Here is a 26,574-nt window from a genome sequence, read left to right as displayed (position 1 = left end):
GGCCCCACTCGGCCCGACTCGATTTCGGCGCGGCCCGCTTCAGGCGCGCGCGGCGCCGGCCAGCAGCTCGTTCGCCTTCGCGGCGATCTCGGAGTTGCCCAGCATCTCGACGTGCGCGATGTCGAACCGGATCTCCTCGCCGACCGCGCCCGCACGGTTCGCCTCCGGCAGGAGGTTCAGCCCATTGGTAGGGGTGTTCGAGGAAAGGGCCACGCCCCGGTCCCAGCCGCGCGTGGCGTCCAGCTGCGAGCCGCCGACGACGTACTTGGCGAACGCGTCGAACGCGTCGAGCAGACCCGCGCCGTGCCGGGGATCGATGTTGATGTGCGCGAACGACTCCATGCCGACCTCACGGAACATCCCGGTGACGGCGGGGAGCAGCAGGTCGATGTCGTGACCCAGCTCCGCGTACAGGCGGTTCGCCTCCTCGCGCATCGTGGCCGCCCGCTCCTCCGGGTACATCACGGCGAACTGCTCCAGCGCCCGCCGGAAGTGCGAGTTCAGCGTGAGCGCGGCCGGCACCTCCGGGTCGATCATGACGATCGGGGGCACCGCGTCCTGCCACTGCGCGATGCCGTCGGCGAGCGCGCCCAGATAGGCGGCGCCGGCGCAGAAGCTCAGCAGCCCGCGCACGACCAGGTCGCTCGCGCGGACATCGGCGAGCCACTGGTCGACGAACTCCTTGCCCGTCGCCGGGGTACCCTCACCGACCGGCGGCGGCAGCGTCTCCCACACGGCGAGGGAGGGGTCGAGCAGCTGGGCGAACTCGGCGAATCCCGCCTCCGACCGCCCGGTCATCGGGAAGTCGACGGCCAGCACGACCCCGCCCGAGGTGCCGCTCCTGTGCACTCGCCATCCGTCGAGATCGTGCACGAATCCCCCTTTGGTTCGCTTGGCGCCGGTCCGCCCGTCGCCCGGTTGCTCGGGCCGGTCCGCATGGCGCCGACATTTATGGGCACCGTAATTCATGGCACGCGGCTTCGATTAAGAATGCGCGTCAAGGGTAAGAAGTGGGAGGCAGGCCTAGAAACCCCTAGGGGCCCCCTAGTCACCCCTATATCCCCTCCAGGGCCTTGCCAATGGACGGGATTCGGTGGAAGAGATTCGCACTCACTAGGGGGACCGCAGGGGCGAGTTAGGGGTTGGTGCGCACCCGCGTCGCGTCTACCCTTCTACACGTAGTGCCATGTTCGCAACGTGAAGAATTCAACGGGTGAATTCATCCCGGCCGGCTCGGGCCGATGCCTTCATGGCATCCCGATCGGCGAATTGTGGGGGCGTGGCGGCAGATGGAGGGCGAAGAGAAGCTCCTCGGGTATCTCAAGCGGGCGACGGCCGATCTGCGCGAGGCCAAGCGCCGCCTGCGGGACGCCGAGGACCGCCGACGCGAACCGATCGCGATCGTGGGGATGAGCTGCCGGTATCCGGGTGGGGTGTCCTCGCCTGAGGGTCTGTGGGATCTGGTGGCGGGTGGCCGGGACGGTGTGTCGCGTTTCCCGGAGAACCGTGGCTGGGATGTCGAGGGGTTGTACGACCCGGATCCGGATGCGGCGGGTCGTACGTACACGGTCGAGGGTGGCTTCCTGCATGACGCGGGGGAGTTCGATCCGGAGTTCTTCGGGATCAGTCCGCGTGAGGCGCTGGCGATGGATCCGCAGCAGCGGTTGCTGTTGGAGGCGTCGTGGGAGGCGTTCGAGCGGGCGGGTATCGAGCCGGGTTCGCTGCGGGGCAGCCGTACGGGTGTGTTCGCCGGTGTGATGTACCACGACTTCGCGTCCCGGCTGCGGGTGGTGCCTGAGGGCCTGGAAGGCTTCCTGGGCAATGGTGGTCTGGGGAGTGTGGCGTCGGGCCGGGTGTCCTACACCTTTGGTCTTGAGGGCCCGGCGGTGACGGTGGACACGGCGTGTTCGTCGTCGCTGGTGGCCCTGCACTGGGCGATCCAGGCCCTGCGCTCGGGTGAGTGCACCCTCGCGCTGGCCGGTGGTGTGACGGTGATGACGACCCCTGACACCTTCATCGACTTCTCCCGTCAGCGTGGGCTCGCGGCGGATGGCCGGTGCAAGGCGTTCGCGGCGGGTGCGGACGGTACGGGTTGGAGCGAGGGCGTCGGCATGCTGCTCGTCGAGCGCCTCTCCGACGCCCGCCGCAACGGTCACCCCGTGCTGGCCGTGGTGCGCGGATCCGCCATCAACCAGGACGGCGCCAGTTCCGCCCTCACCGCCCCCAACGGCCCGTCCCAGCAGCGCGTCATCCGACAGGCCCTGGCCGACGCCCGCATCCCGGCCACGGACATCGACGCGGTCGAGGGCCACGGCACGGGCACCAGGCTCGGTGACCCCATCGAGGCGCAGGCCCTCCTCGCCACGTACGGGCAGGAGCGCGCGGACGACCAGCCGCTGTGGCTCGGCTCGTTGAAGTCGAACATCGGGCACGCCCAGGCCGCCGCCGGTGTCGGTGGCGTGATCAAGATGGTCATGGCGATGCGCAACGGCGTGCTGCCCAAGACCCTGCACGTCGACGCGCCCACGGACCAGGTGGACTGGTCGGCGGGCGCGGTCGAGCTGCTGACCGAGGCCCGCGAGTGGGCGACGCCCGAGGACCGGCCGCGCCGGGCCGGCGTCTCCTCGTTCGGCATCAGCGGCACCAACGCCCACGTGATCCTGGAGGAGGCCCCGGCGGCGGAGCCCGCCGACGCCGGCGCGGCGCTGCCCGCCGTGCCGTGGGTGCTCTCCGCGAAGACCGAGGACGCCCTGCGCGCCCAGGCCGCGCGCCTGAACGAGGCCACGGCCGACCTGAACGACGGTACGGGCGCGCCGAACCCGCTCGACGTCGCCTACTCCCTGGCGACCGGCCGCGCCGCCCTGGAACACCGCGCCGTGCTGACCGGCACCCACCCCAAGGACTTCCGGCGCGGGCTCGCCGCCCTCGCCAAGGGCACCACCGTCCTCGGCACCGCACAGGGCCGGGCCGGCGAAGGCGGCCGCCTGGCCGTCCTGTTCACCGGCCAGGGCGCCCAGCGCGCCGGCATGGGCCGCGAGCTCCACGCCACCTTTCCCGCGTTCGCCACGGCCTTCGACGCCGCGTGCGAGGCGCTGGGCCTCGACGCGGCGGTCCTCGACGACGCCGAGCAGCTGGCCCGCACGGAGAGCGCGCAGCCCGCGCTCTTCGCCATCGAGGTGGCGCTGTACCGGCTCGCCGAATCCTGGGGCATCCGGCCCGACTTCGTCGCCGGGCACTCGATCGGAGAGCTGGCCGCCGCGCACGTGGCGGGCGTCCTCTCGCTCACGGACGCCGGGAAGCTGGTCGCCGCGCGCGGCCGGCTGATGCAGGCCCTGCCCGCAGGCGGCGCGATGATTTCGCTTCAGGCGACCGAGGCGGAGGTCCGCGCCGCGATCACCACGGGTGTCGACATCGCCGCGGTCAACGGCCCCTCCGCCGTCGTGATCTCGGGCGACGAGGAGGCCGTCGCCTCCGTCGCCGAGCACTTCCGGGCGCAGGGCCGCAAGACCAAGCGCCTGAAGGTCTCGCACGCCTTCCACTCCCACCGCATGGACGGGATGCTGGACGACTTCCGTACGGTCGCCGAGTCGCTGACCTACAGCGCTCCGACCATCCCCGTCGTCTCCAACGTCACCGGCTCCCTCGCCGAGGACCTCACGTCGCCCGAGTACTGGGTGCGCCACGTCCGCGAGGCCGTCCGCTTCGCCGACGGGGTGCGCGCCCTGCACGCCGAGGGCGTCCGCACCTACCTCGAACTCGGCCCGGACGCCGTCCTCACCGGCCTGGCCCAGGACTGCCTCCCCGACACGGGCGCCGAAGGCGACAGCGCGGTGTTCGTACCCGCCCTGCGCCGCAGCCGCCCCGAGGCCGCGACGCTGGCCGCCGCCGTCGGCCGGCTCCACGTCAGCGGGCACGCCGTCGACTGGACCGCCTTCTACGAGGGCACCGGCGCCCGCCGCGTCGACCTCCCGACCTATGCCTTCCAGCGCCGCCACTTCTGGCTCGACGGCGACGCCGACGGCCCCGGCGACATCTCCGCCGCCGGCCTCGACGCCCCCGGCCACCCGCTGCTGGGCGCGGCCGCCGAACTGCCCGACGGGCACCTCTTCACCGGCCGCCTCTCGCTGCGCTCCCACGGCTGGCTCGCCGACCACACGGTCGCCGGTGTGCCGCTGCTGCCCGGCACGGCCCTCGTCGACCTCGCCCTGAGCGTCGGCGACCGGCTCGGCTGCGGCCTCCTCGACGAGCTCACCCTCGAATCCCCGCTCGCCCTGCCCGAGCGCGGTGCGGTCCGCCTGCGCGTCGTCGTCGCCGAGGCGGACGACGCGGGCCGGCGGGCCCTCGAAGTCCACTCGCGGATCGAAGAGGACGACGAGCGGCCGTGGACGCGGCACGCCTCGGGCGTCCTCGCCCCCGGCGCCGGTGAGCCGGTGGCCGACCTCGCGGCGCAGTGGCCGCCGGCCGCTGCCCGGCCCCTGCCCGTGGCGGACCTCTACGACCGCCTCGCCGACGCCGGCCTCGTCTACGGGCCCCTCTTCCAGGGTGTGACGGCGGCTTGGTCGCACGGCGAGGCGACCCTCGCCGAGGTCGCCCTGCCGGACGGCACGGACGTGGCGTCGTACGGACTCCACCCGGCGCTCCTCGACGCCTGCCTGCACACCATCGGCCTCGACGGCGGCACGGACGACAGCCGGGCCGAACTGCCCTTCGCCTGGCGCGGGGTCACCCTCCACACGACCGGCGCCACCGCGCTCCGCGTCCGCGTGACGCCGCGCGGCGACGCCGTGGCCCTGGCCCTCACCGACACCGACGGCAAGCCCGTCGCCACCGTCGACTCCCTCACGCTGCGCCCCTTCACCGCCGCCCAGCTCGGCGCCGACGCCGTCGCGGACGCGCTGTTCCACGTCGACTGGAACGCGCTGGAGCTGCCCTCCTCGCCCGCCGCCGGTGACTGTGCCGTCCTCGGTGACGGCCGCCTGGCCGAGGCGCTGGGCGCCGGTTCGCACGCGGACCTGGCCGGGCTCGTCGCGAGCGGTGAGGCCCCGGCATACGTGATCGTTCCCGTCGCGCCCGCGTCGGCCGGGGAGGGCACCGCCGAGCGGGGCCGCCGGCTCGCCGCCCGTACGCTCGCGCTCGTACAGGAATGGCTCGCGGCCGAGACGCTCGCCGGATCGCGCCTGGTCCTCGTGACACGCGGTGCGGAAGGCGTGGGCGAGGCCGACGAGGTGGCCGACCCGGCGCAGGCCGTCGTACGGGGCCTCGTGGCCTCGGCGCAGGCCGAGCACCCCGACCGCTTCGTCGTCGTGGACACCGACGGTACGGACGCCTCCGAGCGCGTCCTGCTCGCCGCGGCCGCCGCCGGAGAGCCGCGGCTCGCCCTGCGCACGGGCACGGCCTCGGCACCGCGCCTCGCACGGACCGCCCGTACCGACTCCGCCGCGCCCGCCTGGGACCGGCCCGGCACCGTGCTGATCACCGGCGGCACCGGTGGTCTCGGCGCGCTCGTCGCCCGGCACCTGGTCGCCGAGCACGGGGTCCGCAGCCTGCTGCTCACCAGCCGCCGCGGCCCGGCCGCACCCGGCGCGGAGGAGCTCCGCGAGGAACTGGTGGGCCTGGGCGCCGAGGTCGGGATCGCCGCGTGCGACGTCTCGGACCGGGCGGCCCTGGAGGGACTGCTGGACGGCGTCGCGCTGACGGGCGTCGTGCACACCGCGGGCGTCCTCGACGACGGCGTCATCGGCTCCCTCACCGATGAGCGCGTCGACACCGTCTTCCGGCCGAAGGCGGACGCCGCCTGGCACCTGCACGAGCTGACGCGCGGGACGGACCTGACGGCGTTCGTGCTGTTCTCGTCGGTGGCCGGCGTCATGGGCGGCGCGGGCCAGGCCAACTACGCCGCCGCCAACGCCTTCCTCGACGCCCTCGCCGACCACCGCCGCGCCCTCGGCCTGCCCGGCACCTCGCTGGCCTGGGGCCCGTGGGAGCAGGTCGGCGGAGGCATGACCGGCGCACTCGACGACGCGGACGTGAAGCGGATGGCCCGCGACGGCCTGCGGCCGCTGACCGCCGACGAGGGCCGGGCCCTGTTCGACCGCGCCGCCGGGGCACCGGGCCTGCGCGTACCCGTCCGCCTCGACCTCCGCACGGCCGCCACGGCCGGCCCCGTACCGGCGCTGCTCAGCGGGCTCGTACGCACCCCGGCACGCCGGACCGGGCAGCCCGCGGCGGGTCCGTCGACCGAGGACCTGCGGGAGCGGCTGCGGGCGCTCCCCGAGGCCGCCGGGACGCGGATGCTCGTCGATCTCGTACGGGAACGTGCCGCCGCCGTGCTCGGCCACGACGGGCCGGAAGGGGTCGGCGCGGGACGGGAGTTCAACGAGCTCGGCTTCGACTCGCTGACCGCCGTGGAGTTCCGCAACGGCCTCCAGGCCGCGACCGGGCTGCGGCTGCCCGCGACCCTCATCTTCGACTACGCCACGCCGCGCGCCCTCGCCGGATTCCTGCGCACCGAGCTCGTACCGGAGGACGGCGAGGCCGGGACCGAGGCCGAGATCCGCGGTGCGCTGGCGGCCATTCCGCTGACGCGGCTGCGGGAGGCGGGGCTGCTCGACAGCCTGCTGGAGCTCGCGGGCGTGGACGGGCGCCGCCTCGCGGCCGTCGACGACGGCGACCGGGAGGAAACGGTTGTGCAAGGGAGTGGCGAGGCACAGGAATCGATCGACTCGATGGACGCCGACGCGCTGGTGCGGATGGCGCTCGGACAGTCGTCGGAGTTCTGACCGGCGCCCCGGCCGGTGCCGGGGCCCGCCCGTCCCACGTCCGAGGCCGAGTGAGTCCGCAGGTCCGCCGGACCCGCGCAACCAGCGAGAACCCGCGAGAACCGCGAGAAACCGCGAGAGGTAACAGCCCAGAATGAGTTCTTCCGACGCACGCATCATCGAGGCACTCCGCGCCTCCATGAAGGAGACCGAGCGCCTGCGCGAGCAGAACCGGAAGCTGACCGCGGAGGCCCACGAGCCGATCGCGATCGTGGGCATGAGCTGCCGCTTCCCCGGCGGCGTCCGCTCGCCGGAGGACCTGTGGAACCTCGTCGCCACCGGTGGCGACGCCATCACAGGCTTCCCCACCGACCGCGGCTGGGACCTCGACGGGCTCTACCACCCGGACCCCGACCACCGGGGCACCACCTACACCCGGTCCGGCGGATTCCTCGACGACGCCACGGCGTTCGACCCCGCCCTGTTCGGCATCTCGCCGCGCGAGGCGCTGGCGATGGACCCGCAGCACCGGCTGCTCCTCGAAGCGACCTGGGAGGCGTTCGAGCGGGCCGGCATCAGCCCGGACGCCGCGCGCGGCAGCCGTACGGGCGTCTTCGCGGGCGTGATGTACCACGACTACATCTCCGTACTGGAGCAGGCCGCCGACCAGGTCGAGGGCTTCATGGGCACCGGCGGCAGCATCGCCTCCGGCCGCGTCGCCTACACCTTCGGGCTGGAGGGCCCGGCAGTCACCGTCGACACCGCGTGCTCGTCGTCGCTGGTGGCCCTGCACTGGGCGATCCAGGCGCTGCGCCGCGACGAGTGCGACATGGCCCTCGCCGGCGGTGTCACCGTCATGGCCACGCCGGAGACATTCGTCGACTTCTCGCGGCAGCGGGGGCTCGCGGCGGATGGCCGGTGCAAGGCGTTCGGCGCCGGGGCGGATGGTACGGGCTGGGGCGAGGGCGTCGGCATGCTGCTCGTCGAGCGCCTGTCGGACGCCCGCCGCAACGGTCACCCCGTGCTGGCCGTGGTGCGCGGCTCGGCCATCAACCAGGACGGCGCGTCGAACGGTCTGACGGCGCCCAACGGCCCCTCCCAGCAGCGCGTCATCCGGCAGGCCCTCGCGAGCGCGCGCCTGTCCGCCGACCAGATCGACGCGGTCGAGGCACACGGCACGGGCACGGTCCTGGGCGACCCGATCGAGGCGCAGGCCCTCCTCGCCACGTACGGGCAGGAGCGGGCGGCCGACCGGCCGCTGTGGCTCGGTTCGCTGAAGTCCAACATCGGGCACGCGCAGGCCGCCGCCGGTGTCGGCGGGATCATCAAGATGGTCATGGCGATGCGGGCGGGCGTCCTGCCCAGGACCCTGCACGCCGACGAGCGGTCGCCGCACGTGGACTGGTCGGCGGGCGCGGTGGAGCTGCTGACGGAGGCCCGCGAGTGGCCGGCGGCCGGGGGCCGGCCGCGGCGGGCGGGCGTGTCGTCGTTCGGCATCAGCGGCACGAACGCGCACGTCATCGTCGAGCAGCCCCCGGCGGAGGAGACCACCGAGGCCGCCGGTGACGTCGTGCTGCCGGTGGTGCCGTGGGTGATCTCCGGGAAGACGCCGGAGGCGCTCGACGCGCAGATCGCGCGGGTGCGGGAAGCCGCAGCCGGGCCGCGGCCCCTGGACGTCGGCTTCACGCTGGCGACGGCGCGGGCGCGGTTCGAGCACCGGGCCGTGCTGATCGACGGCGAGCCGGCGGCCTCGGGACCGGCCTCCGAGGGCCGACTGGCCGTCCTCTTCACCGGGCAGGGCGCACAGCGGGCCGGGATGGGACGTGAACTCCACGCCGCTTTCCCGGTGTTCGCCGCCGCTTTCGACGCGGCGTGCGCGGCACTGGGCCTGGACGCCGCCGTTCTCGACGACGCGGAGCTGCTCGGCCGTACCGAGAACACGCAACCCGCGCTCTTCGCGATCGAGGTCGCGCTCTACCGGCTGATGGAGTCGTACGGCGTCCTGCCGGACTTCGTCGCGGGGCATTCCGTCGGAGAGATCGCGGCGGCCCATGTGGCGGGCGTGCTCTCGCTGGAGGACGCCGGGAAGCTGGTGGCCGCACGCGCTCGTCTGATGCAGGCGCTGCCGACGGGCGGGGCGATGGTGTCGCTGCGCGCCACGGAGGAAGAGGTGCGGGCGGCTCTCGTCGACGGTGTCGACATCGCCGCCGTCAACGGCCCCACTTCCGTGGTGATCTCGGGCGACGAGGACGCCGTGCTGACCGTGGCCGGGCGCTTCGAGAAGGCCCGCCGCCTCGACGTCTCGCACGCCTTCCATTCGGCTCGTATGGACGGCATGCTGGCGGACTTCCGGACGGTGGCCCAGTCGCTCACGTACGGCACTCCGCTGATCCCGGTCGTCTCGAACGTCACCGGTGCCCTGTCCGACGACCTCACCTCGCCCGAGTACTGGGTGCGGCACGTCCGCGAGGCCGTCCGCTTCGCCGACGGCATCCGGACGCTGCACGGTGAGGGCGTACGCACGTTCCTGGAGCTGGGCCCGGACGGGGTCCTGTCGGCGATGGCACAGGAGTGCCTGACGGACGCCGACGACGTGGCCTTCGTCCCGGCGCTCCGCAAGGCGCGCCCGGAGCCGGTCTCGCTGGTCGCGGCTCTGGGCCGGATCCACGTCGCCGGGTGCGCGGTGGACTGGCAGGCGTTCTTCGCCGGGACCGGTGCCCGCCGCGTCGACCTGCCCACGTACGCCTTCCAGCACGAGCACTACTGGCCGCGTGGCGGCACGTCCGCCGTGGACGCCTCCGGGCTGGGCCTGGGCGCGGCCGGTCACGCGCTGCTGGGCGCGGCCATCTCGCTGCCCGACTCGGACAGCGTGCTGCTGACCGGCCGGGTGTCGCTCCGTACGCATCCGTGGCTGGCGGATCACGTGGTGGCGGGCAGCGTTCTGCTGCCGGGTACCGCGTTCGTGGAGCTCGCGATCCGCGCGGGTGACGAGGTCGGTTGTGGTGTCGTCGAAGAGCTGACGCTGGAAGCGCCGTTGGTGCTCGCCGAGCACGGTGGCGGCGTCCAGTTGCGGGTGACGGTGGGGGAGGCCGACGGCGAGGGCCGGCGGGCGCTGTCCATCCACTCCCGGCCGGAGGACGACGAGGTCTGGACGCGGCACGCTTCCGGTTCGCTGGCTGTCGCCGCCTCCGCCGCCTTGGGCGGTGCCGACCTGACGGTGTGGCCCCCGGCCGGCGCGGAGCCGGTGGACGTCGAGGGGCTGTACGCCGGGCTGGCCGACGCCGGACTCGCGTACGGGCCCGCATTCCGGGGCGTCGCCGCCGCTTGGCGTCGCGGTGACGAGCTCTACGCCGAGGTGGCCCTGCCGGACGGCACGGACGTGGCCTCGTACGGGCTGCACCCCGCGCTCTTCGACGCGGCGCTGCACGTCAGCGCGGGCGCGTCGGGCGGCGAGGGACTGCCGTTCGTGTGGCGCGGAGTGACACTGCGGGCCGCCGGTGCGAGCGTCCTGCGGGTCAAGGTCACGGCGGCGGACGATGGCGGCGCCGCGCTGGAGCTGGCCGATGCGGCGGGTGCGGCCGTGGCGTCGGTGGGCTCGCTGGTGGTGCGGCCGATCGCTGACGGTCAACTCCCGTCGGCGGGACGTGCGTTGCGCGATGCGCTGTTCCGGGTGGAGTGGGTGCCGGTCGCCGCTTCGGCTGCGGACGCTTCGGCGGTGGTGCTGGGTTCGGACTACGCGGACCTGGCGGCGCTGGGGCGGGCGGGGTCGGTGCCTGAGCTGGTCGCTGCTGTTGCCTCGGATGTTCGCGGTGTTCTGGGTCTGGTGCAGGAGTGGCTGGCCGAGGAGCGGTTCACCGAGTCGCGCCTGGTGCTGGTGACGCGTGGGGCCGTGGTCGTCGCCGGTGACGTCGATGTGGATCCGGCGCAGGCGGCTGTGTGGGGTCTGGTGCGTTCGGCGCAGTCGGAGAACCCCGGTCGTTTCGTCCTCGTCGACCTCGATCAGGAGGTCTCTGCCGATGTCCTCGCTCTTGTCGGGGACGAGCCGCAGGTGGCGGTGCGGGGCGGTTCCGTCTTCGCGCCGCGTCTGGCGCGGGCGGCGGTCGCCGCTGAAGCGCGGCCGCGGTGGGATGTCGACGGCACGGTTCTGATCACGGGTGGTACGGGTGCGCTGGGTGCGATTGCGGCCCGTCATCTGGTGGCCGAGCACGGGGTGCGCGGCCTGCTGCTGACCAGCCGCCGGGGGCTGGACGCCCCCGGGGCTGTTGAGCTCCGCGACGAGCTGGTGGCCCTTGGTGCCGCCGTGACCGTCGCCGCGTGCGACGTCGCCGACCGCGACGCCCTGGCGGAGCTCCTCGCCTCCCACCCGATCAAGGGAGTCGTCCACACCGCCGGTGTCCTCGACGACGCGACGGTCTCCTCGCTCACGCCGGAACGCATCGACGCGGTCTTCGGGCCGAAGGTGGACGCGGCCCTGCACCTGCACGAGCTGACCGCCGAACTGGACCTTTCCGCCTTCGTCCTGTTCTCCTCGGCGGCCGGTGTCTTCGGCAACGCGGGCCAGGGCAACTACGCCGCCGCCAACGCCTCCCTGGACGCGCTGGCCCAGCGACGGGTCGCGGCGGGCCTGCCCGCCACCTCCCTCGCCTGGGGCCTGTGGGAGAGCACCGGCGGCATGGGCGGGAGCCTCGACGCGCCGCACGCCTCCCGGATGGCCGAGGACGGCTTCCCGGCACTCGCACCGGCCGATGGCCTCGCCCTGCTCGACGCGGCCGTGGCCTCGGGCGAGCCCGTGCTCGTACCCGTCCCGATGAACCTGCGGGCCATGGCGCGCGGTGGCGGCGAGATCCCGGCGTTGCTGCGGGGCCTGGTGCGCGTGCCGGTGCGGCGGGCGCTCGTCGGCCGACAGGCCGAGTCGTTCCGGCAGCGCCTCCTGACGCTGCCCGAGGAGGACCGGTCCGGGCTGCTGCTGGGCCTGGTGCGCGACGAGGTCGCGGGTGTCCTCGGCCACGCGTCGGGTGCGGCGATCGAGCCGGGGCGCGCGTTCACGGAACTGGGCTTCGACTCCCTGACCGCCGTCGAACTCCGCAACCGGCTCAACGCGGCCACGGGCCTGAAGCTGTCGGCCACCCTCGTCTTCGACCACCCCACCGCCGACGCCATCGCCGCCCACCTGGCGGCCGAGCTGCTGGGCGACCTCACCGCCCACGGTTCCCCGGCGGCCGTGACACCCATCCTTGTGGACGACGACCCCATCGCGATCGTGGGTATGGCCTGCCGCTACCCCGGTGGTGTCACCTCGCCCGAGGACCTGTGGGACCTGGTCGTCAACGGGCGGGACGGGGTGAGTGGGTTCCCGGTCAACCGTGGTTGGGACCTGGAGAACCTCTACAACCCCGACCCGTCCGTGCCGGGCACGAGCTACGCCCGCGAGGGCGGCTTCCTGCACGACGCGGACGAGTTCGACCCGGCGTTCTTCGGCATCTCGCCGCGCGAGGCGCTGGCGATGGACCCGCAGCAGCGGCTGCTGCTGGAGACCACGTGGGAGGCCGTCGAGCGGGCGGGCATCGACCCGGCCGCCCTGCGCGGCAGCCGCACCGGTGTCTTCGCCGGTGCGATGTACCACGACTACGCGCTGGGCATGGACTCCATCGCCCCGGAGGGCGTGGACGGCTTCCTGGGCACGGGCACGTCCGGCAGCGTCGTCTCCGGCCGTGTGTCCTACCTGTTCGGCCTTGAGGGTCCGGCGGTGACGGTGGACACGGCGTGCTCGTCGTCTCTGGTCGCGCTGCATTTGGCGGTGCAGGCGCTGCGGGCCGGCGAATGTGACATGGCGTTGGCCGGTGGTGTGACGGTGATGTCGACGCCGGGTGCGTTCATCGACTTCTCGCGGCAGCGGGGCCTGGCGGCGGATGGTCGTTGCAAGGCGTTCGGTGCGGACGCGGACGGTACGGGGTGGGCCGAGGGTGTCGGCATGCTGCTGGTGGAGCGGCTGTCGGATGCTCGTCGGAACGGTCACCGGGTGCTTGGTGTCGTGCGGGGTTCGGCGATCAACCAGGATGGTGCGTCGAATGGTTTGACGGCGCCGAATGGTCCGTCGCAGCAGCGGGTGATCCGGCAGGCGCTGGCGTCGGCGGGTCTGACCGCTGCGGACGTCGACACGGTCGAGGCGCATGGCACGGGCACGGTTCTGGGTGACCCGATCGAGGCGCAGGCGCTGCTTGCCACGTACGGGCAGGAGCGGGGCGAGGACGGCGAGCCGCTGTGGCTGGGCTCGCTGAAGTCGAACATCGGGCACGCGCAGGCGGCTGCCGGTGTCGGCGGGATCATCAAGATGCTGATGGCGATGCGCCATGGCGTCCTGCCCAGGACGCTCCACGCCGACAAGCCCACGGATCAGGTGGACTGGTCCGAGGGCGCGGTCGAGCTGCTGACGGATGCGCGCGAGTGGCCGGAGGGCGAGCGGCCTCGGCGTGCGGGTGTGTCGTCGTTCGGGTTCAGCGGTACGAACGCGCACGTGATCGTGGAGCAGGCACCGGTCGAGGCCGCTGTCGAAGGTGCTACTGCGCTTCCGCCGGTCGTGCCGTGGGTGGTTTCCGGCAGGTCGGCGGAGGCGCTGGATGCGCAGGTCGCCCAGACGGTCGGCGCCGCTGCCGATCTGAGCCCGGTGGATGTCGGTTTCACGCTGGCGACGGCTCGGGCGCAGTTCGAGCACCGGGCCGTGGTTGTGGGCGAGCAGGTCGTCTCGGGCCGGGTGCTGGGCGGCAAGGTCGCTGCTCTCTTCACCGGGCAGGGCGCCCAGCGGGTGGGGATGGGGCGCGAGTTGCACGCCGCTTATCCGGTCTTCGCCGAGGCTTTCGACGCTGCGTGTGGGGCGCTGGGCCTGGACGTGGCGGTGCTGGACGATGCGGAGTCGCTGGCTCGTACGGAGAACACGCAGCCTGCGCTGTTCGCGGTCGAGGTGGCGCTGTTCCGGTTGGCCGAGTCGTGGGGTGTGCGGCCTGATTTCGTTGCTGGTCACTCCATTGGTGAGATCGCGGCTGCGCATGTGGCGGGTGTGTTCTCCCTGGCCGATGCGGGCAAGCTGGTCGCTGCTCGTGCCGCGCTGATGCAGGCACTTCCGGCCGGCGGTGCGATGGTGTCGCTGCGTGCAACCGAGGCCGAAGTTCGAGCCGTGCTGGTCGACGGTGTCGACATTGCCGCTATCAACGGTCCGTCGTCCATGGTGATTTCGGGTGACGAGGCTGCGGTCGAGCGGGTCGCGGCCCACTTCGAGAAGTCCCGCCGCCTTAACGTCTCGCACGCTTTCCACTCCCACCGTATGGACGGGATGCTGGCGGACTTCCGAGCCGTAGCCGAGTCGCTGACCTACAGCGTCCCCGCGATGCCGGTCGTCTCCAACGTCACGGGCTCCGTGGCCGAGGACCTCACTTCTCCCGAGTACTGGGTCCGGCATGTCCGTGAGGCCGTTCGCTTCGCCGACGGCATCCAGACCCTCCACGACCAGGGCGTCCGTACCTTCCTGGAGCTGGGCCCCGACGGTGTCCTGTCCGCGATGGCGCAGGAGTGCCTGGCAGACGCCGAGGACGTGGCGTTCGTACCGGCTCTCCGCAAGAACCGCCCCGAAGCGACCGCCCTGGTCACCGCCCTCGGCCGCCTTCACATCACCGGCGCCCGCGTCGACTGGTCGGCGTTCTTCGCCGGTACCGGCGCTCGCCGCGTAGACCTGCCGACGTACGCCTTCCAGCGCCAGTCGTACTGGCTCGAATCGGCGGTGCACAGCGGCGATGTCGCTTCTGTGGGCCAGGACGCGGTCAGCCACCCGCTGCTGGGTGCGGTCGTCGGCACGCCCGACTCGGAGGAGTTCCTGCTCACCGGCCGGGTGTCGCTCAAGAGTCACCCTTGGCTCGCGGATCATGTGGTCATGGGGACGGTCCTTCTCCCCGGGACGGCCTTTGTCGATCTCGCGATCCGCGCGGGTGACGAGGTCGGCTGCACGACCGTCGACGAGTTGACGCTGGAAGCGCCGCTCGTGCTCCCCGAGCACGGCGGGGTACAGCTCCGCGTCACCGTGGGCGAGCCCGACGTCGAGGGGCGGCGGAGCCTGTCCATTCACTCGCGCCCCGAGGGCGATGACGCGTGGACGCGTCATGCCTCCGGCTTCCTCTCCGCCGTCGCCTCTGTCGGTGGTACCGATCTGGTGGTGTGGCCGCCGGTCGGTGCGGAGGTTGTCGAGGTCGACGGGCTTTACGCCGGTTTGGCCGAGGCCGGGCTGGAGTACGGGCCCGTCTTCCAGGGCGTAACCGCCGCTTGGCGTCGCGGCGACGAGGTCTTCGCCGAGGTGGCGTTGCCGGACGGTACGGATGTCGCTGCGTTCGGCCTGCATCCGGCGCTCTTCGATGCCGCGCTGCATGCCAACGCGGTGAGTGGTGACATGGGCTCGCCCGAGCTGCCGTTTGTTTGGCGTGGTGTGTCGCTGGGTGCGGCTGGGGCTTCCAGGCTGCGGGTGCGGTTGGTTCCCGGTGCGGAGGGTTTCGCGCTGGAGTTGGCCGACGCGACCGGTGTCGCGGTGGCGTCGGTCGAGTCGCTCGTCGTACGGCCGATCGGTGCCGATCAGCTGCGCGCGGCCGATCGGGCGCTGCGGGACTCGCTGTTCCGGGTGGAGTGGGTGCCGGTCGCGGCCCAGGTCTCGGACGTCGCGGTCACTGTCCTGGGTTCTCAGTACGCGGATCTCGCGGCGCTCGCACAGGCTGTGGATGAGGGTGCGGCGGTTCCCGGGCTGGTCGCTGCTGTTGCCTCGGATGTTCGTGGCGCGCTGGGTCTGGTGCAGGAGTGGCTGGCCGAGGAGCGGTTCGCCGAGTCGCGTCTGGTGCTGGTGACGCGTGGGGCCGTGGTCGTCGCCGGTGATGTCGATGTCGACCCGGCGCAGGCGGCTGTGTGGGGTCTGGTGCGCTCGGCGCAGTCCGAGAATCCCGACCGCATTGTTCTTGTCGATCTCGACGAGGAGGTCTCTGCGGAGGTTCTGGGGCTGGTCGGTGACGAGCCGCAGGTGGCTGTGCGTGGGGGAGCGGTGTTCGCGCCGCGTCTCGCTCGTGCCGCCGTCGCCGCTGACAGCCGGCCCTCGTGGGACGCCGACGGAACTGTCCTGATCACCGGCGGTACGGGTGCCCTCGGCGCCCTCGTGGCCCGCCATTTGGTCACCGAGCACGGTGTCCGCCGTCTGCTGCTGACCAGCCGCCGGGGCCTGGACGCCCCCGGAGCGGTCGAATTGAGCGAGGAACTCTCGGCTCTCGGCGCCGACGTGACCGTCGCCGCCTGCGACGTCGCCGACCGCGACGCCCTGGCCGCCCTCCTCACGTCGCACCCGGTCACCGCCGTGATCCACACCGCCGGTGTCCTCGACGACGCGACCGTTTCCTCCCTCACCCCGGCACGCGTCGACGCGGTCTTCGACCCCAAGGCGACAGCTGCTCGGCACCTCCACGAGCTGACGAAGGACATGGACCTGTCCGCCTTCGTTCTCTTCTCCTCCGTCGCCGGTGTCTTCGGCAATGCGGGTCAGGGCAACTACGCGGCAGCGAACGCGTACGTGGACGCGCTCGCCCAGCAGCGGGCCGCCGCCGGCCTCCCCGCCACGTCCCTCGCCTGGGGCCTGTGGGACGACACGGACGGCATGGGCAGCGCGCTCGACACCGCCCACGCCTCCCGCATGGCGCAGGAAGGCGTCCTCACCCTCGCCCCCTCGCAGGGGCTCGCTCTCTTCGACGCCGCGGTGGCGTCGGGCGAGGCCGTGCTCGTACCCGTATCCATGGATCTGCGGGCCATGGCTCGCGGCGGCGCCGAGGTTCCCGCGCTGCTGCGGGGCCTGGTGCGGGTGCCGAAGCGTCGTACCGTCGACGCCCGGCGGGCCGAGTCGCTCCGTCAGCGGCTCCTCGGCCTGCCCGAAGCGGAGCGTGTGGGCCTGCTGCTGGACCTGGTGCGGGACGAGGTCGCGGGTGTCCTCGGCCACGCCTCGGGTGCGGTGATCGAGCCGGAGCGGGCGTTCACGGAGCTGGGCTTCGACTCCCTGACCGCCATCGACCTCCGCAACCGGCTCAACGCGACGACGGGCCTGCGACTGCCCGCGACCCTCGTCTTCGACTACCCGACCGCCGCCGCGATCACCGACCACCTCCGCGAGGAGCTGGCCGGCGGCGCGGCTCAGGATGCTCTGCCCGTGCCGGTACGGACGTCCGTCGGCGATGATCCGATCGCGATTGTGGGGATGGCCTGCCGCTACCCGGGTGGGGTTTCCTCGCCCGACGATCTGTGGGACCTCGTCCTCAACGGCCGCGACGGTGTGTCCACCTTCCCGACCGACCGAGGGTGGGACCTCGACTCGCTGTACGACCCCACGGGCGAGCGTCCGGGGACCTCGTACACGCGTCAAGGCGGCTTCCTGCATGACGCGGGTGAGTTCGACCCGGCGTTCTTCGGCATCTCGCCGCGTGAGGCCCTTGCCATGGATCCGCAGCAGCGGCTGCTGCTGGAGACCACGTGGGAGGCCGTCGAGCGGGCCGGGATCGACCCGGGCGCGCTGCGCGGCAGCCGGACCGGTGTCTTCGCGGGTGCGATGTACCACGACTACGCGCTGGGCGTCGGCTCCGAGGCATCGGCGAAGGACGTCGACGGCTTCCTGGGCACCGGCACCTCCGGCAGCGTCGTCTCCGGCCGCCTCTCGTACGTCTTCGGCCTTGAGGGTCCGGCGGTGACGGTGGACACGGCGTGTTCGTCGTCGCTGGTGGCGCTGCACATGGCCGTGCAGGCCCTGCGGGCCGGTGAGTGCGACATGGCGTTGGCCGGTGGTGTGACGGTGATGTCGACGCCGGGTGCCTTCGTGGAGTTCTCCCGTCAGCGGGGGCTCTCCGCCGACGGGCGCTGCAAGGCGTTCGGTGCTGAGGCGGATGGCACCGGTTGGGCCGAGGGTGTCGGCATGCTGCTCGTCGAGCGGCTCTCCGACGCCCGTCGGAACGGTCACCGGGTGCTCGGTGTCGTGCGCGGTTCGGCGATCAACCAGGATGGTGCGAGCAATGGGCTGACGGCGCCGAACGGTCCGTCCCAGCAGCGGGTGATCCGGCAGGCGTTGGCCACGGCCGGCCTGGCGCCGGCCGACATCGACGCCGTCGAGGCGCACGGTACGGGTACGACGCTGGGTGATCCGATCGAGGCGCAGGCGCTGCTTGCCACGTACGGGCAAGAGCGCGGCGAGGGCGGCGAGCCGCTGTGGCTCGGCTCGCTGAAGTCCAACATCGGCCACAGCCAGGCCGCCGCCGGTGTCGGCGGGATCATCAAGATGCTGATGGCGATGCGCCACGGCGTCCTGCCGAAGACCCTGCACGCCGACGAGCCGACGGACCAGGTGGACTGGGCCGAGGGTGCGGTCGAGCTCCTCACCGAGGCCCGCGACTGGCCGGAGACGGCCGGGCGTCCGCGTCGCGCGGGCATCTCGTCCTTCGGCTTCAGCGGGACGAACGCGCACGTGATCGTCGAGCAGGCGCTGGTTGAAGCTGCTGTTGAGGGTGCTGCCGCGCTTCCGCCGGTCGTGCCGTGGGTGGTGTCCGGCAAGACGCCGGAGGCGCTCGACGCGCAGGTCGCTCAGGTGCGGGAAGCCGCAGCCGACCTCAACCCGGTGGATGTCGGGTTCACCCTGGCGACGGCGCGGGCGCAGTTCGAGCACCGGGCTGTTGTGATGGGCGAGCAGGTCGCCAAGGGTCGCGTGCTGGGCGGGAAGGTCGCTGCTCTCTTCACCGGGCAGGGGGCGCAGCGGGCGGGGATGGGGCGCGAGCTGTACGCGGCGTATCCGGTCTTCGCCGAGGCGTTTGACGCCGCGTGCGTGGCGCTGGGCCTGGACCAGGCCGTTCTCGACGATGCGGAGCTGCTGGCTCGTACGGAGAACACGCAGCCCGCTCTCTTTGCTGTTGAGGTGGCGCTGTTCCGTCTCGTCGAGTCGTGGGGTGTGCGTCCGGACTTTGTTGCCGGTCACTCCATTGGTGAGATCGCGGCTGCGCATGTGGCGGGTGTGTTCTCGCTGGAGGATGCGGGGAAGCTGGTCGCCGCTCGGGCGCGCCTGATGCAGGCGCTGCCTGCCGGTGGTGCGATGGTGTCGCTGCGTGCCACTGAGGCCGAGGTTCGCGCTCTGCTCGTCGACGGTGTCGACATCGCGGCGATCAACGGCCCGTCGTCCGTGGTGATTTCGGGCGATGAAGCTGCGGTCGAGCAGGTAGCGGCGCACTTCGAGAAGTCTCGCCGCCTGAACGTTTCGCATGCCTTCCACTCGCACCGCATGGACGGCATGCTGGCGGACTTCCGTACGGTCGCCGAGTCGCTGACGTACGCCGCTCCGGCGATCCCCGTGGTCTCCAACGTCACGGGTTCCGTGGCCGAGGACCTCACCTCTGCCGAGTACTGGGTCCGCCACGTCCGCGAGGCCGTCCGCTTTGCCGACGGCATCCAGACCCTCCACGACCAGGGTGTCCGTACCTTCCTGGAGCTGGGCCCCGACGGTGTCCTGTCCGCGATGGCGCAGGAGTGCCTCGCCGACGCCGATTCCGACGACGTCGCGTTCGTACCGGCCCTCCGTAAGGACCGCCCCGAAGCGGGAGCCTTGGTCACTGCCCTCGGCCGTCTCCACATCACCGGCGCCCGAGTCGACTGGCAGGCATTCTTCTCCGGTACCGGCGCCCGTCTCGCCGACCTCCCCACCTACCCCTTCCAGCGCGAGACGTTCTGGCTCGAAGCGGCTGCGACCAGCAGCGATGTGGCCTCTGTCGGCCAGGGCTCGGCCGATCACCCCATCCTCGGTGCCGTCGTGGAGCTTCCCGACGGTTACGTGCTCACGGGCAGGCTGTCCCTCCGCACGCACCCCTGGCTGGCCGATCACGTCGTCGCGGGCAGCGTGCTGCTGCCCGGGACCGCGTTCGTCGAGCTCGCGATCCGCGCGGGCGACGAGGTCGGCTGCGCGACCGTCGACGAGCTGACGCTGGAAGCGCCGCTCGTGCTCGCCGAGCACGGTGGGGTACAGCTCCGCGTCACCGTGGGGGAGCCCGGCGGCGAGGGCCGACGCGCCCTGTCCGTTCACTCCCGGCCCGAGGACGACGAACTCTGGACCCGGCACGCGATCGGCCACCTCTCGACCGGGGCGACCGGCGCGAGCAGTGCGACCGCTGCCCCCGCCCCGGCCGAGTGGCCGCCGGCCGGTGCCGAGGTCATCGACGTCGACAGGTTCTACGCCGGACTGGAATACGGCCCCGCCTTCCAGGGCGTAACCGCCGCCTGGCGCAAGGGCGATGCGGTCTACGCGGACGTGGCGCTGCCCGAGGGCATCGTCGACGGCGACGCGTACGGTGTGCACCCCGCCCTGCTCGACGCCGCTCTTCAGATCACGACCTCAGCCGGTGATCCGTCGGCTGTGGCGCATGTGCTGCGTGGTGTGACGCTGCATGCCTCCGGGGCCGAGCGGCTCCGGGTGCGGGTGAGCCCGTCGACGGGCGAGGGCGTGTCCGTCGTCATGACCGACGCGGCCGGTGGGCCGGTGGCCTCGGTCGAGTCGCTGGAGCTGCGCGAGCTCACCGCCACGGACCTGAACTCCACCACCTGCCATGCCGATTCGCTGTTCCACGTCGAGTGGAAGCGGCTCCCGGCACTCGCAGCACCCACCAACGGCATTTCCTGGGCCACGCTCGGAAACGACGCGCCGTGCCGACTCCAGGGTGCGGGCGAGGCCCTCGGCGCGTTCGCCGATCCGGCCGAGCTCCACCGCACGCAGGACGTCCCCGAGTACGTGCTCGCCGTCTGCCCGGCCGGAGGCGGCGAACCGTCCTCGGACGCGGTGCGCGACGCGGCTCACTGGGCCCTGGGCCTGGTGCAGGAATGGCTGGGGGCGGAGGAACGGTTCGCCGGTTCCCGGCTGGTGTTGGTCACGCGTGGCGCCGTGCCCGTCGCCGCCGACGAGCCGGTCGAGGACCTGGCGCAGGCCGCCGTCCGGGGCCTGGTCAAGTCCGCCCAGTCGGAGAACCCCGACCGGATCGTCCTCATCGACATCGAGCCCGGTGCCGACCTGCCCGTCTCCGCCCTGACCTGCGGCGAAGCTCAGCTGGCGGTGCGCGGTGGCGCCATCCACGTGCCGCGCGTCGCCCGCGCGGCCGTCCCGGCGACCGAGCCCGTGAACCGTTGGGACGCCGACACCACTGTTCTGATCACCGGCGGTACGGGCGCCCTCGGCGCCCTCGTGGCCCGCCACCTGGTCACCGAGCACGGCGTGCGGCACCTGCTGCTCACCAGCCGTCGCGGCCTCGGCGCCCCTGGTGCCGCCGAGCTCCGCGACGAGCTGGCGAACCTCGGCGCGACCGTCACGGTCGCCGCGTGCGACGTCGCCGACCGCGACGCGCTGGCCACCCTCCTCGCGTCCGTACCCGCCGAGCACCCCCTGACCGGTGTCGTCCACACGGCCGGCGTCCACGCCAACGGCCTGGTCGGCGCGATGACCCCCGACGACATCGACACGGTCTTCGGCCCCAAGGCCGACGCCGCCCTCCACCTCCACGAGCTGACCAAGGACCTCGGCCTCTCCGCCTTCGTCCTGTTCTCCTCCGTCGCAGGCGTCATGGGATACCCCGGCCAGGGCAACTACGCCGCCGCCAACTCCCTCCTGGACGCCCTGGCCCAGCAGCGCCGGGCGGCGGGCCTGGCCGGCCTGTCGCTCGCATGGGGCCTGTGGGCCGAGGCGAGCGGCATGGGCGGTGAGCTGTCGACGGCCGACGTGGAGCGGCTGAACCGTTCCGGGATGCCGCCCCTGTCCACCGAGGAGGGACTGGCGCTCTTCGACACGGCCCAGGCCGTCAACCAGGGCGGTGGCCTGCTCGTACCGTTCAGGCTGGACACGACCGCCCTGGCCGCGTCGCCCACCGCCCAGGTCTCGCCGATGCTGAGCGGGCTCGTACGTACGCGTACGCGCCGCGCGGTGGCGGGTGCGTCGGCAGCGGCGGACGGTCTGCGGCAGCGGCTCGCGGGTCTGGGGGAGTACGAGCGCGAGAGCGCGATCCTCGACCTCATCCGGGCCGATGTCGCGGCGGTGCTCGGCCACGCCGGTCCGGATTCGGTCGACGCCGAACGCTCCTTCAAGGAGATCGGTTTCGACTCCCTGACCGCCGTCGAGCTGCGCAATCGCCTCAACGCCGCCACCGGTCTCCGGCTGCCGGTGACGCTGGTCTTCGACTACCCGACGCCGCGCGCGCTGATGGAGTACGTGCGTGACGAGCTGGTCGGCGGCCTCGCGCAGGCCGCCGCGACCACCGCGCCCCGGCAGGCACCGGCCGACGATCCGATCGCGATCGTCGGCATGGCCTGCCGCTACCCGGGAGGTGTCAGCTCGCCCGAGGACCTGTGGGACCTGGTGGCCAACGGCCGCGACGGCGTGACCGGGTTCCCGACCGACCGTGGCTGGGACATCGGGTCGCTGTACGACCCGGAGCCCGGTGTGCCGGGCAAGAGCTACGTCCGGGAGGGCGGGTTCCTGCACGAGGCCGCCGAGTTCGATCCGGCGTTCTTCGGCATCTCGCCGCGTGAGGCGTTGGCGATGGACCCGCAGCAGCGGCTGCTGCTGGAGACGACCTGGGAGACCATCGAGCGCGCCGGCATCGACCCGACGGCCCTGCGCGGCAGCCGTACCGGTGTGTACGCCGGTGTCGGCTACCACGACTACGGCACGCAGACCGTGGACGTGCCGGAGGACGTCGAGGCGTTCCTCGGTACGGGCACGTCGTTCGCCGTCGTCTCGGGGCGCGTCTCGTACGCGCTGGGTCTCGAGGGTCCGGCGGTGACGGTGGATACGGCGTGTTCGTCGTCGCTGGTGGCGCTGCACATGGCGGTTCAGGCGCTGCGGGCCGGTGAGTGCGAGATGGCGCTGGCCGGTGGTGTCACCGTCATGTCGACACCGGGTGCCTTCATCGACTTCTCGCGTCAGCGCGGCCTGGCGGCGGATGGTCGCTGCAAGGCGTTCGGTGCTGAGGCGGATGGCACCGGTTGGGCCGAGGGTGTCGGCATGCTGCTCGTGGAGCGGCTGTCGGACGCCCGTCGGAACGGTCACCAGGTGCTGGGCGTGGTCCGGGGCTCGGCGATCAACCAGGATGGTGCGTCGAATGGTCTGACCGCCCCGAATGGTCCGTCGCAGCAGCGGGTGATCCGGCAGGCGCTGGCCACGGCCGGTCTGTCGCCGGCCGATGTCGATGCTGTCGAGGCGCACGGTACGGGTACGACGCTGGGTGACCCGATCGAGGCGCAGGCGCTGCTGGCGACTTACGGGCAGGAGCGCGTGGCCGACCGGCCGCTGTGGCTCGGCTCGTTGAAGTCCAACATCGGGCACGCGCAGGCGGCGGCCGGTGTCGGTGGTGTGATCAAGATGGTGATGGCGATGCGGGCCGGCGTCCTGCCGAAGACCCTGCACGCCGACGAGCCCACGGACCGGGTCGACTGGTCGGAGGGCGCGATCGAGCTCCTCACCGAGGCCCGGGAGTGGCCGGAGGCCGGGCGTCCGCGTCGCGCGGGCATCTCGTCCTTCGGATTCAGCGGCACGAACGCCCACGTGGTCATCGAGCAGGCGCCGGTCGCCGAGTCCCCTGAGCTCATTGCCGACCGGGACCTTCCCCTCGTACCGCTCGTGGTGAGCGCGAAGAGCGAGAAGGCGCTGGACGCGCAGGTGGCGCGGGTGCGGGATGCCGTGACCGACCTCGACCCCGTGGACGTCGGGTTCACCCTGGCGACGGCGCGTGCGCAGTTCGAGCACCGGGCTGTTGTGGTGGGCGAGCAGGTCGTCTCGGGTCGGGTGTTGGGCGGGAAGGTCGCCGCTCTGTTCACGGGGCAGGGGGCGCAGCGTGCAGGGATGGGGCGCGAGCTGTACGCGGCGTTCCCGGTGTTCGCCGAGGCTTTCGACGCTGCGTGTGCCGCGCTGAGCATGGATGCCGGGGTTCTGGACGACGCCAGGTTGTTGGCTCGTACGGAGAACACGCAGCCTGCGCTGTTCGCGGTCGAGGTGGCGCTGTTCCGACTGGCCGAGTCGTGGGGTGTGCGGCCTGATTTCGTTGCCGGTCACTCCATTGGTGAGATTTCTGCGGCGCATGTGGCGGGTGTGTTCTCGCTGGAGGATGCGGGGAAGCTGGTCGCCGCTCGGGCGCGCCTGATGCAGGCGCTGCCTGCCGGTGGTGCGATGGTGTCGCTGCGTGCCACTGAGGCCGAGGTTCGTGCTCTGCTCGTCGACGGTGTCGACATTGCGGCGATCAACGGTCCGTCTTCCGTGGTGATTTCGGGCGATGAGGAAGCCGTGGAGAAGGTAGCGGCGCACTTCGAGAAGGCCCGCCGCCTCAACGTGTCCCATGCCTTCCACTCGCACCGCATGGACGGGATGCTGGCGGACTTCCGGACCGTAGCCGAGTCGCTGACCTACAGCGCCCCGACCGTCCCGGTCGTATCCAACGTCACGGGTTCCGTGGCCGAGGACCTCACCTCCCCCGAGTACTGGGTCCGCCACGTCCGCGAGGCCGTCCGCTTCGCCGACGGCATCCAGACCCTCCACGACCAGGGTGTCCGTACCTTCCTGGAGCTGGGCCCCGACGGTGTTCTGTCGGCGATGGCGCAGGAGTGCCTGGCGGACGTCGAAGACGTCGCCTTCGTCCCGGCCCTCCGCAAGGACCGCTCCGAAGCGGAAACCCTCGTCACCGCCCTCGGCCGGCTCCACATCACCGGCGCCCGCGTCGACTGGCAGGCGTTCTTCTCCGGTACGGGCGCCCGCCTCGCCGACCTCCCCACCTACCCCTTCCAGCACCAGCACTTCTGGCTGCTGTCCTCCGCCGGCGCCCGCGAGGCCGTGTCCGGGGCCGAGCCCGAGCTCGACCCCTGGCGGTTCCGTACCGCGTGGCAGCGGGTGGTCGAGGGGTCGGTGCGGGCACCGAGCGGTACGTATCTCGTCGTTGTCCCCGCCGACGGTGACCGTCGCCCCTGGGCCCAGGCTTCCGTCGAGGCCCTGCGCGAGGCCGGGACCGAGGTCGTGGAGCTCGTACTCGACGAGCGCGGGGACGAGAGCGGCACCGCGATCGCCGATCGCGTATTCGAGGCCGTATTCGCTTCCGGGATCGCTCCCGCCTCCCTGGCCGGTGTGCTGGCCTGGGTGCCCTCCGTGGCGCTCGTGCAGGCGCTGGCCGCGGCCGGTGTCGGCGGGCGGCTGTGGTTCGCCACCCGGGGTGCGGTGTCCGTCGGCGGTACGGACGCGATCGCCGATCCCGTTCAGGCGGCGGCCTGGGGGCTCGGCCGGGTGGCCGGGTTCGAGCTGGGGGAGCGTTGGGGCGGCCTCGTGGACGTACCCGGCTCCGTGGACGACCGCGCCGTCGCGCGCCTGCTCGCCGTGCTGGCCGGTGCGGTCGACGAGGACCAGGCGGCGGTACGCGACACCGGTGTGTTCGCACCCCGCTTGCACCAGGTCGCGGCCACCGCGCCCGGCGACGAGTGGACCCCCCGGGGCACCGTCCTGGTCACCGGCGACGACTGTGAACTGCGGGCGCGCGCCGTGCGCGTTCTGACCGACCGCGGTGCCGAGCGCGTCGTGACCGCCGACAGCCGCACCGCCGGCCGGCAGGCGCTCGCCGCGCTGCTGGAGGAGCTGAACGGCGACGGCTGCCCGGCCCTCACCGCCGTGGTGCACGTGCCGAACCTGCCCGCCGACGGCCGCCTGGACGCCCTCGACCCCGCCGCGTACGAGGACGAGCTGCGCGCGCAGATCACCACCGCCCTCACCGTGGACGAGCTGACCCGCGGCCTGGACCTCTCGGCCTTCGTCCTCTTCGGGTCCGCCGCCGGCACGGTCGGCGGCCCGGGGCAGGCCGGAGCGGCCGCGGTGAGCGCCGTGTTCGGCGCGCTCGCCCAGCGGCGCCGGGCGGCGGGCCACGAGGCCACCGCCATCGGCTGGGGGCCCTGGGACCGGGAGGGCGAGGACACGGGCGTACTGCGCGGCCTGCCCGACCCGGCGCTCGCGGCGGTTCTCGCCGGGGCGGCGACGACCGCCGACGCCGACGTCTCCGCGGTCGACTTCGACTGGCCGGAGCTCCTCAAGGGCGTGTCGGCCGCCGGAGCCCACCCGCTCTACCGCGAGCTGCCGCAGATCCGGCGCATCGAGGCCGAGCGCGCCGAAGCGGCGGCGGCCGGTGCCGAGGAGCTCGTCGGGCGGCTGGCGGAGCTGCCCGACACCGAGCAGTACGACGTGCTGCTCGACGTCGTACGCATCCAGGTCGCGGGCGTGCTCGGCCTCGCCGCGCCGGGCGACATCGAACCGGGCCGCCCCTTCCGCGACCTCGGCTTCGACTCGCTCACCGCGGTGGAGCTGCGGACCCGGCTCCAGCGGGCCACGGGGCTGCGGCTCCCGGCGACGCTGGTCTTCGACCACCCGACCCCCGACGCCGTCGTCGCGCTGCTCCGCTCGGAGCTCGTACCCGACGCGATCGGTACGGAGCGGCTGCTGGCCGACCTCGACCGGCTCGAAGCCGTGATCTCGGCCATGGACGCGAAGGACCTGGCGGGCGCACGCACCGCCGACCGCCTGAACGCCCTGCTGGCCAGGTGCGCGGCGGCCACCACCACATCGACCGAACCCACTGCCGACACCACCACCATCGACGACCAGCCCGAGGAGGTCGTCGCGGAAAAGCTCGAAGCCGCGACGGCCGACGAGATCTTCGCCTTTATCGACAACGAGTTGGGGCTCTCAGAATGACGAACACGAACCACCGCGACCCCTCGA

Annotated in this window: 3 protein-coding genes; 2 read left to right on the top strand and 1 reads right to left on the bottom strand. The window is 72.7% G+C overall.

All coding sequences use genetic code 11. The features are described from left to right. Positions 1 to 39: 39 nt before the first annotated feature. Positions 40 to 873 (bottom strand): hypothetical protein, encoded by an 834-nt coding sequence (locus tag ACZ303_RS09085; RefSeq protein ID WP_467336641.1) that lies wholly within the window; start codon positions 871 to 873, stop codon positions 40 to 42. A 416-nt stretch (positions 874 to 1,289) separates the two neighbouring features. Between ACZ303_RS09085 and ACZ303_RS09080 the strand changes: the two genes are divergently transcribed. Together ACZ303_RS09080 and ACZ303_RS09075 are read left to right on the top strand one after the other, a co-directional pair. Further along, entirely contained in the window at positions 1,290 to 6,779 is a 5,490-nt protein-coding gene (locus ACZ303_RS09080; RefSeq protein ID WP_467336639.1) for an SDR family NAD(P)-dependent oxidoreductase, read from the top strand. Between the two features lie 133 nt (positions 6,780 to 6,912). After that, positions 6,913 to 26,547, top strand: a complete 19,635-nt coding sequence (locus ACZ303_RS09075; protein ID WP_467336637.1) for an SDR family NAD(P)-dependent oxidoreductase — start codon at positions 6,913 to 6,915, stop codon at positions 26,545 to 26,547. Positions 26,548 to 26,574 lie beyond the last annotated feature (27 nt).

Source organism: Streptomyces sp. NPDC023527, assembly GCF_055560115.1.
Note: the sequence above shows the minus strand (reverse complement) of the source record. Positions and strands in the feature narration are given on the sequence as shown.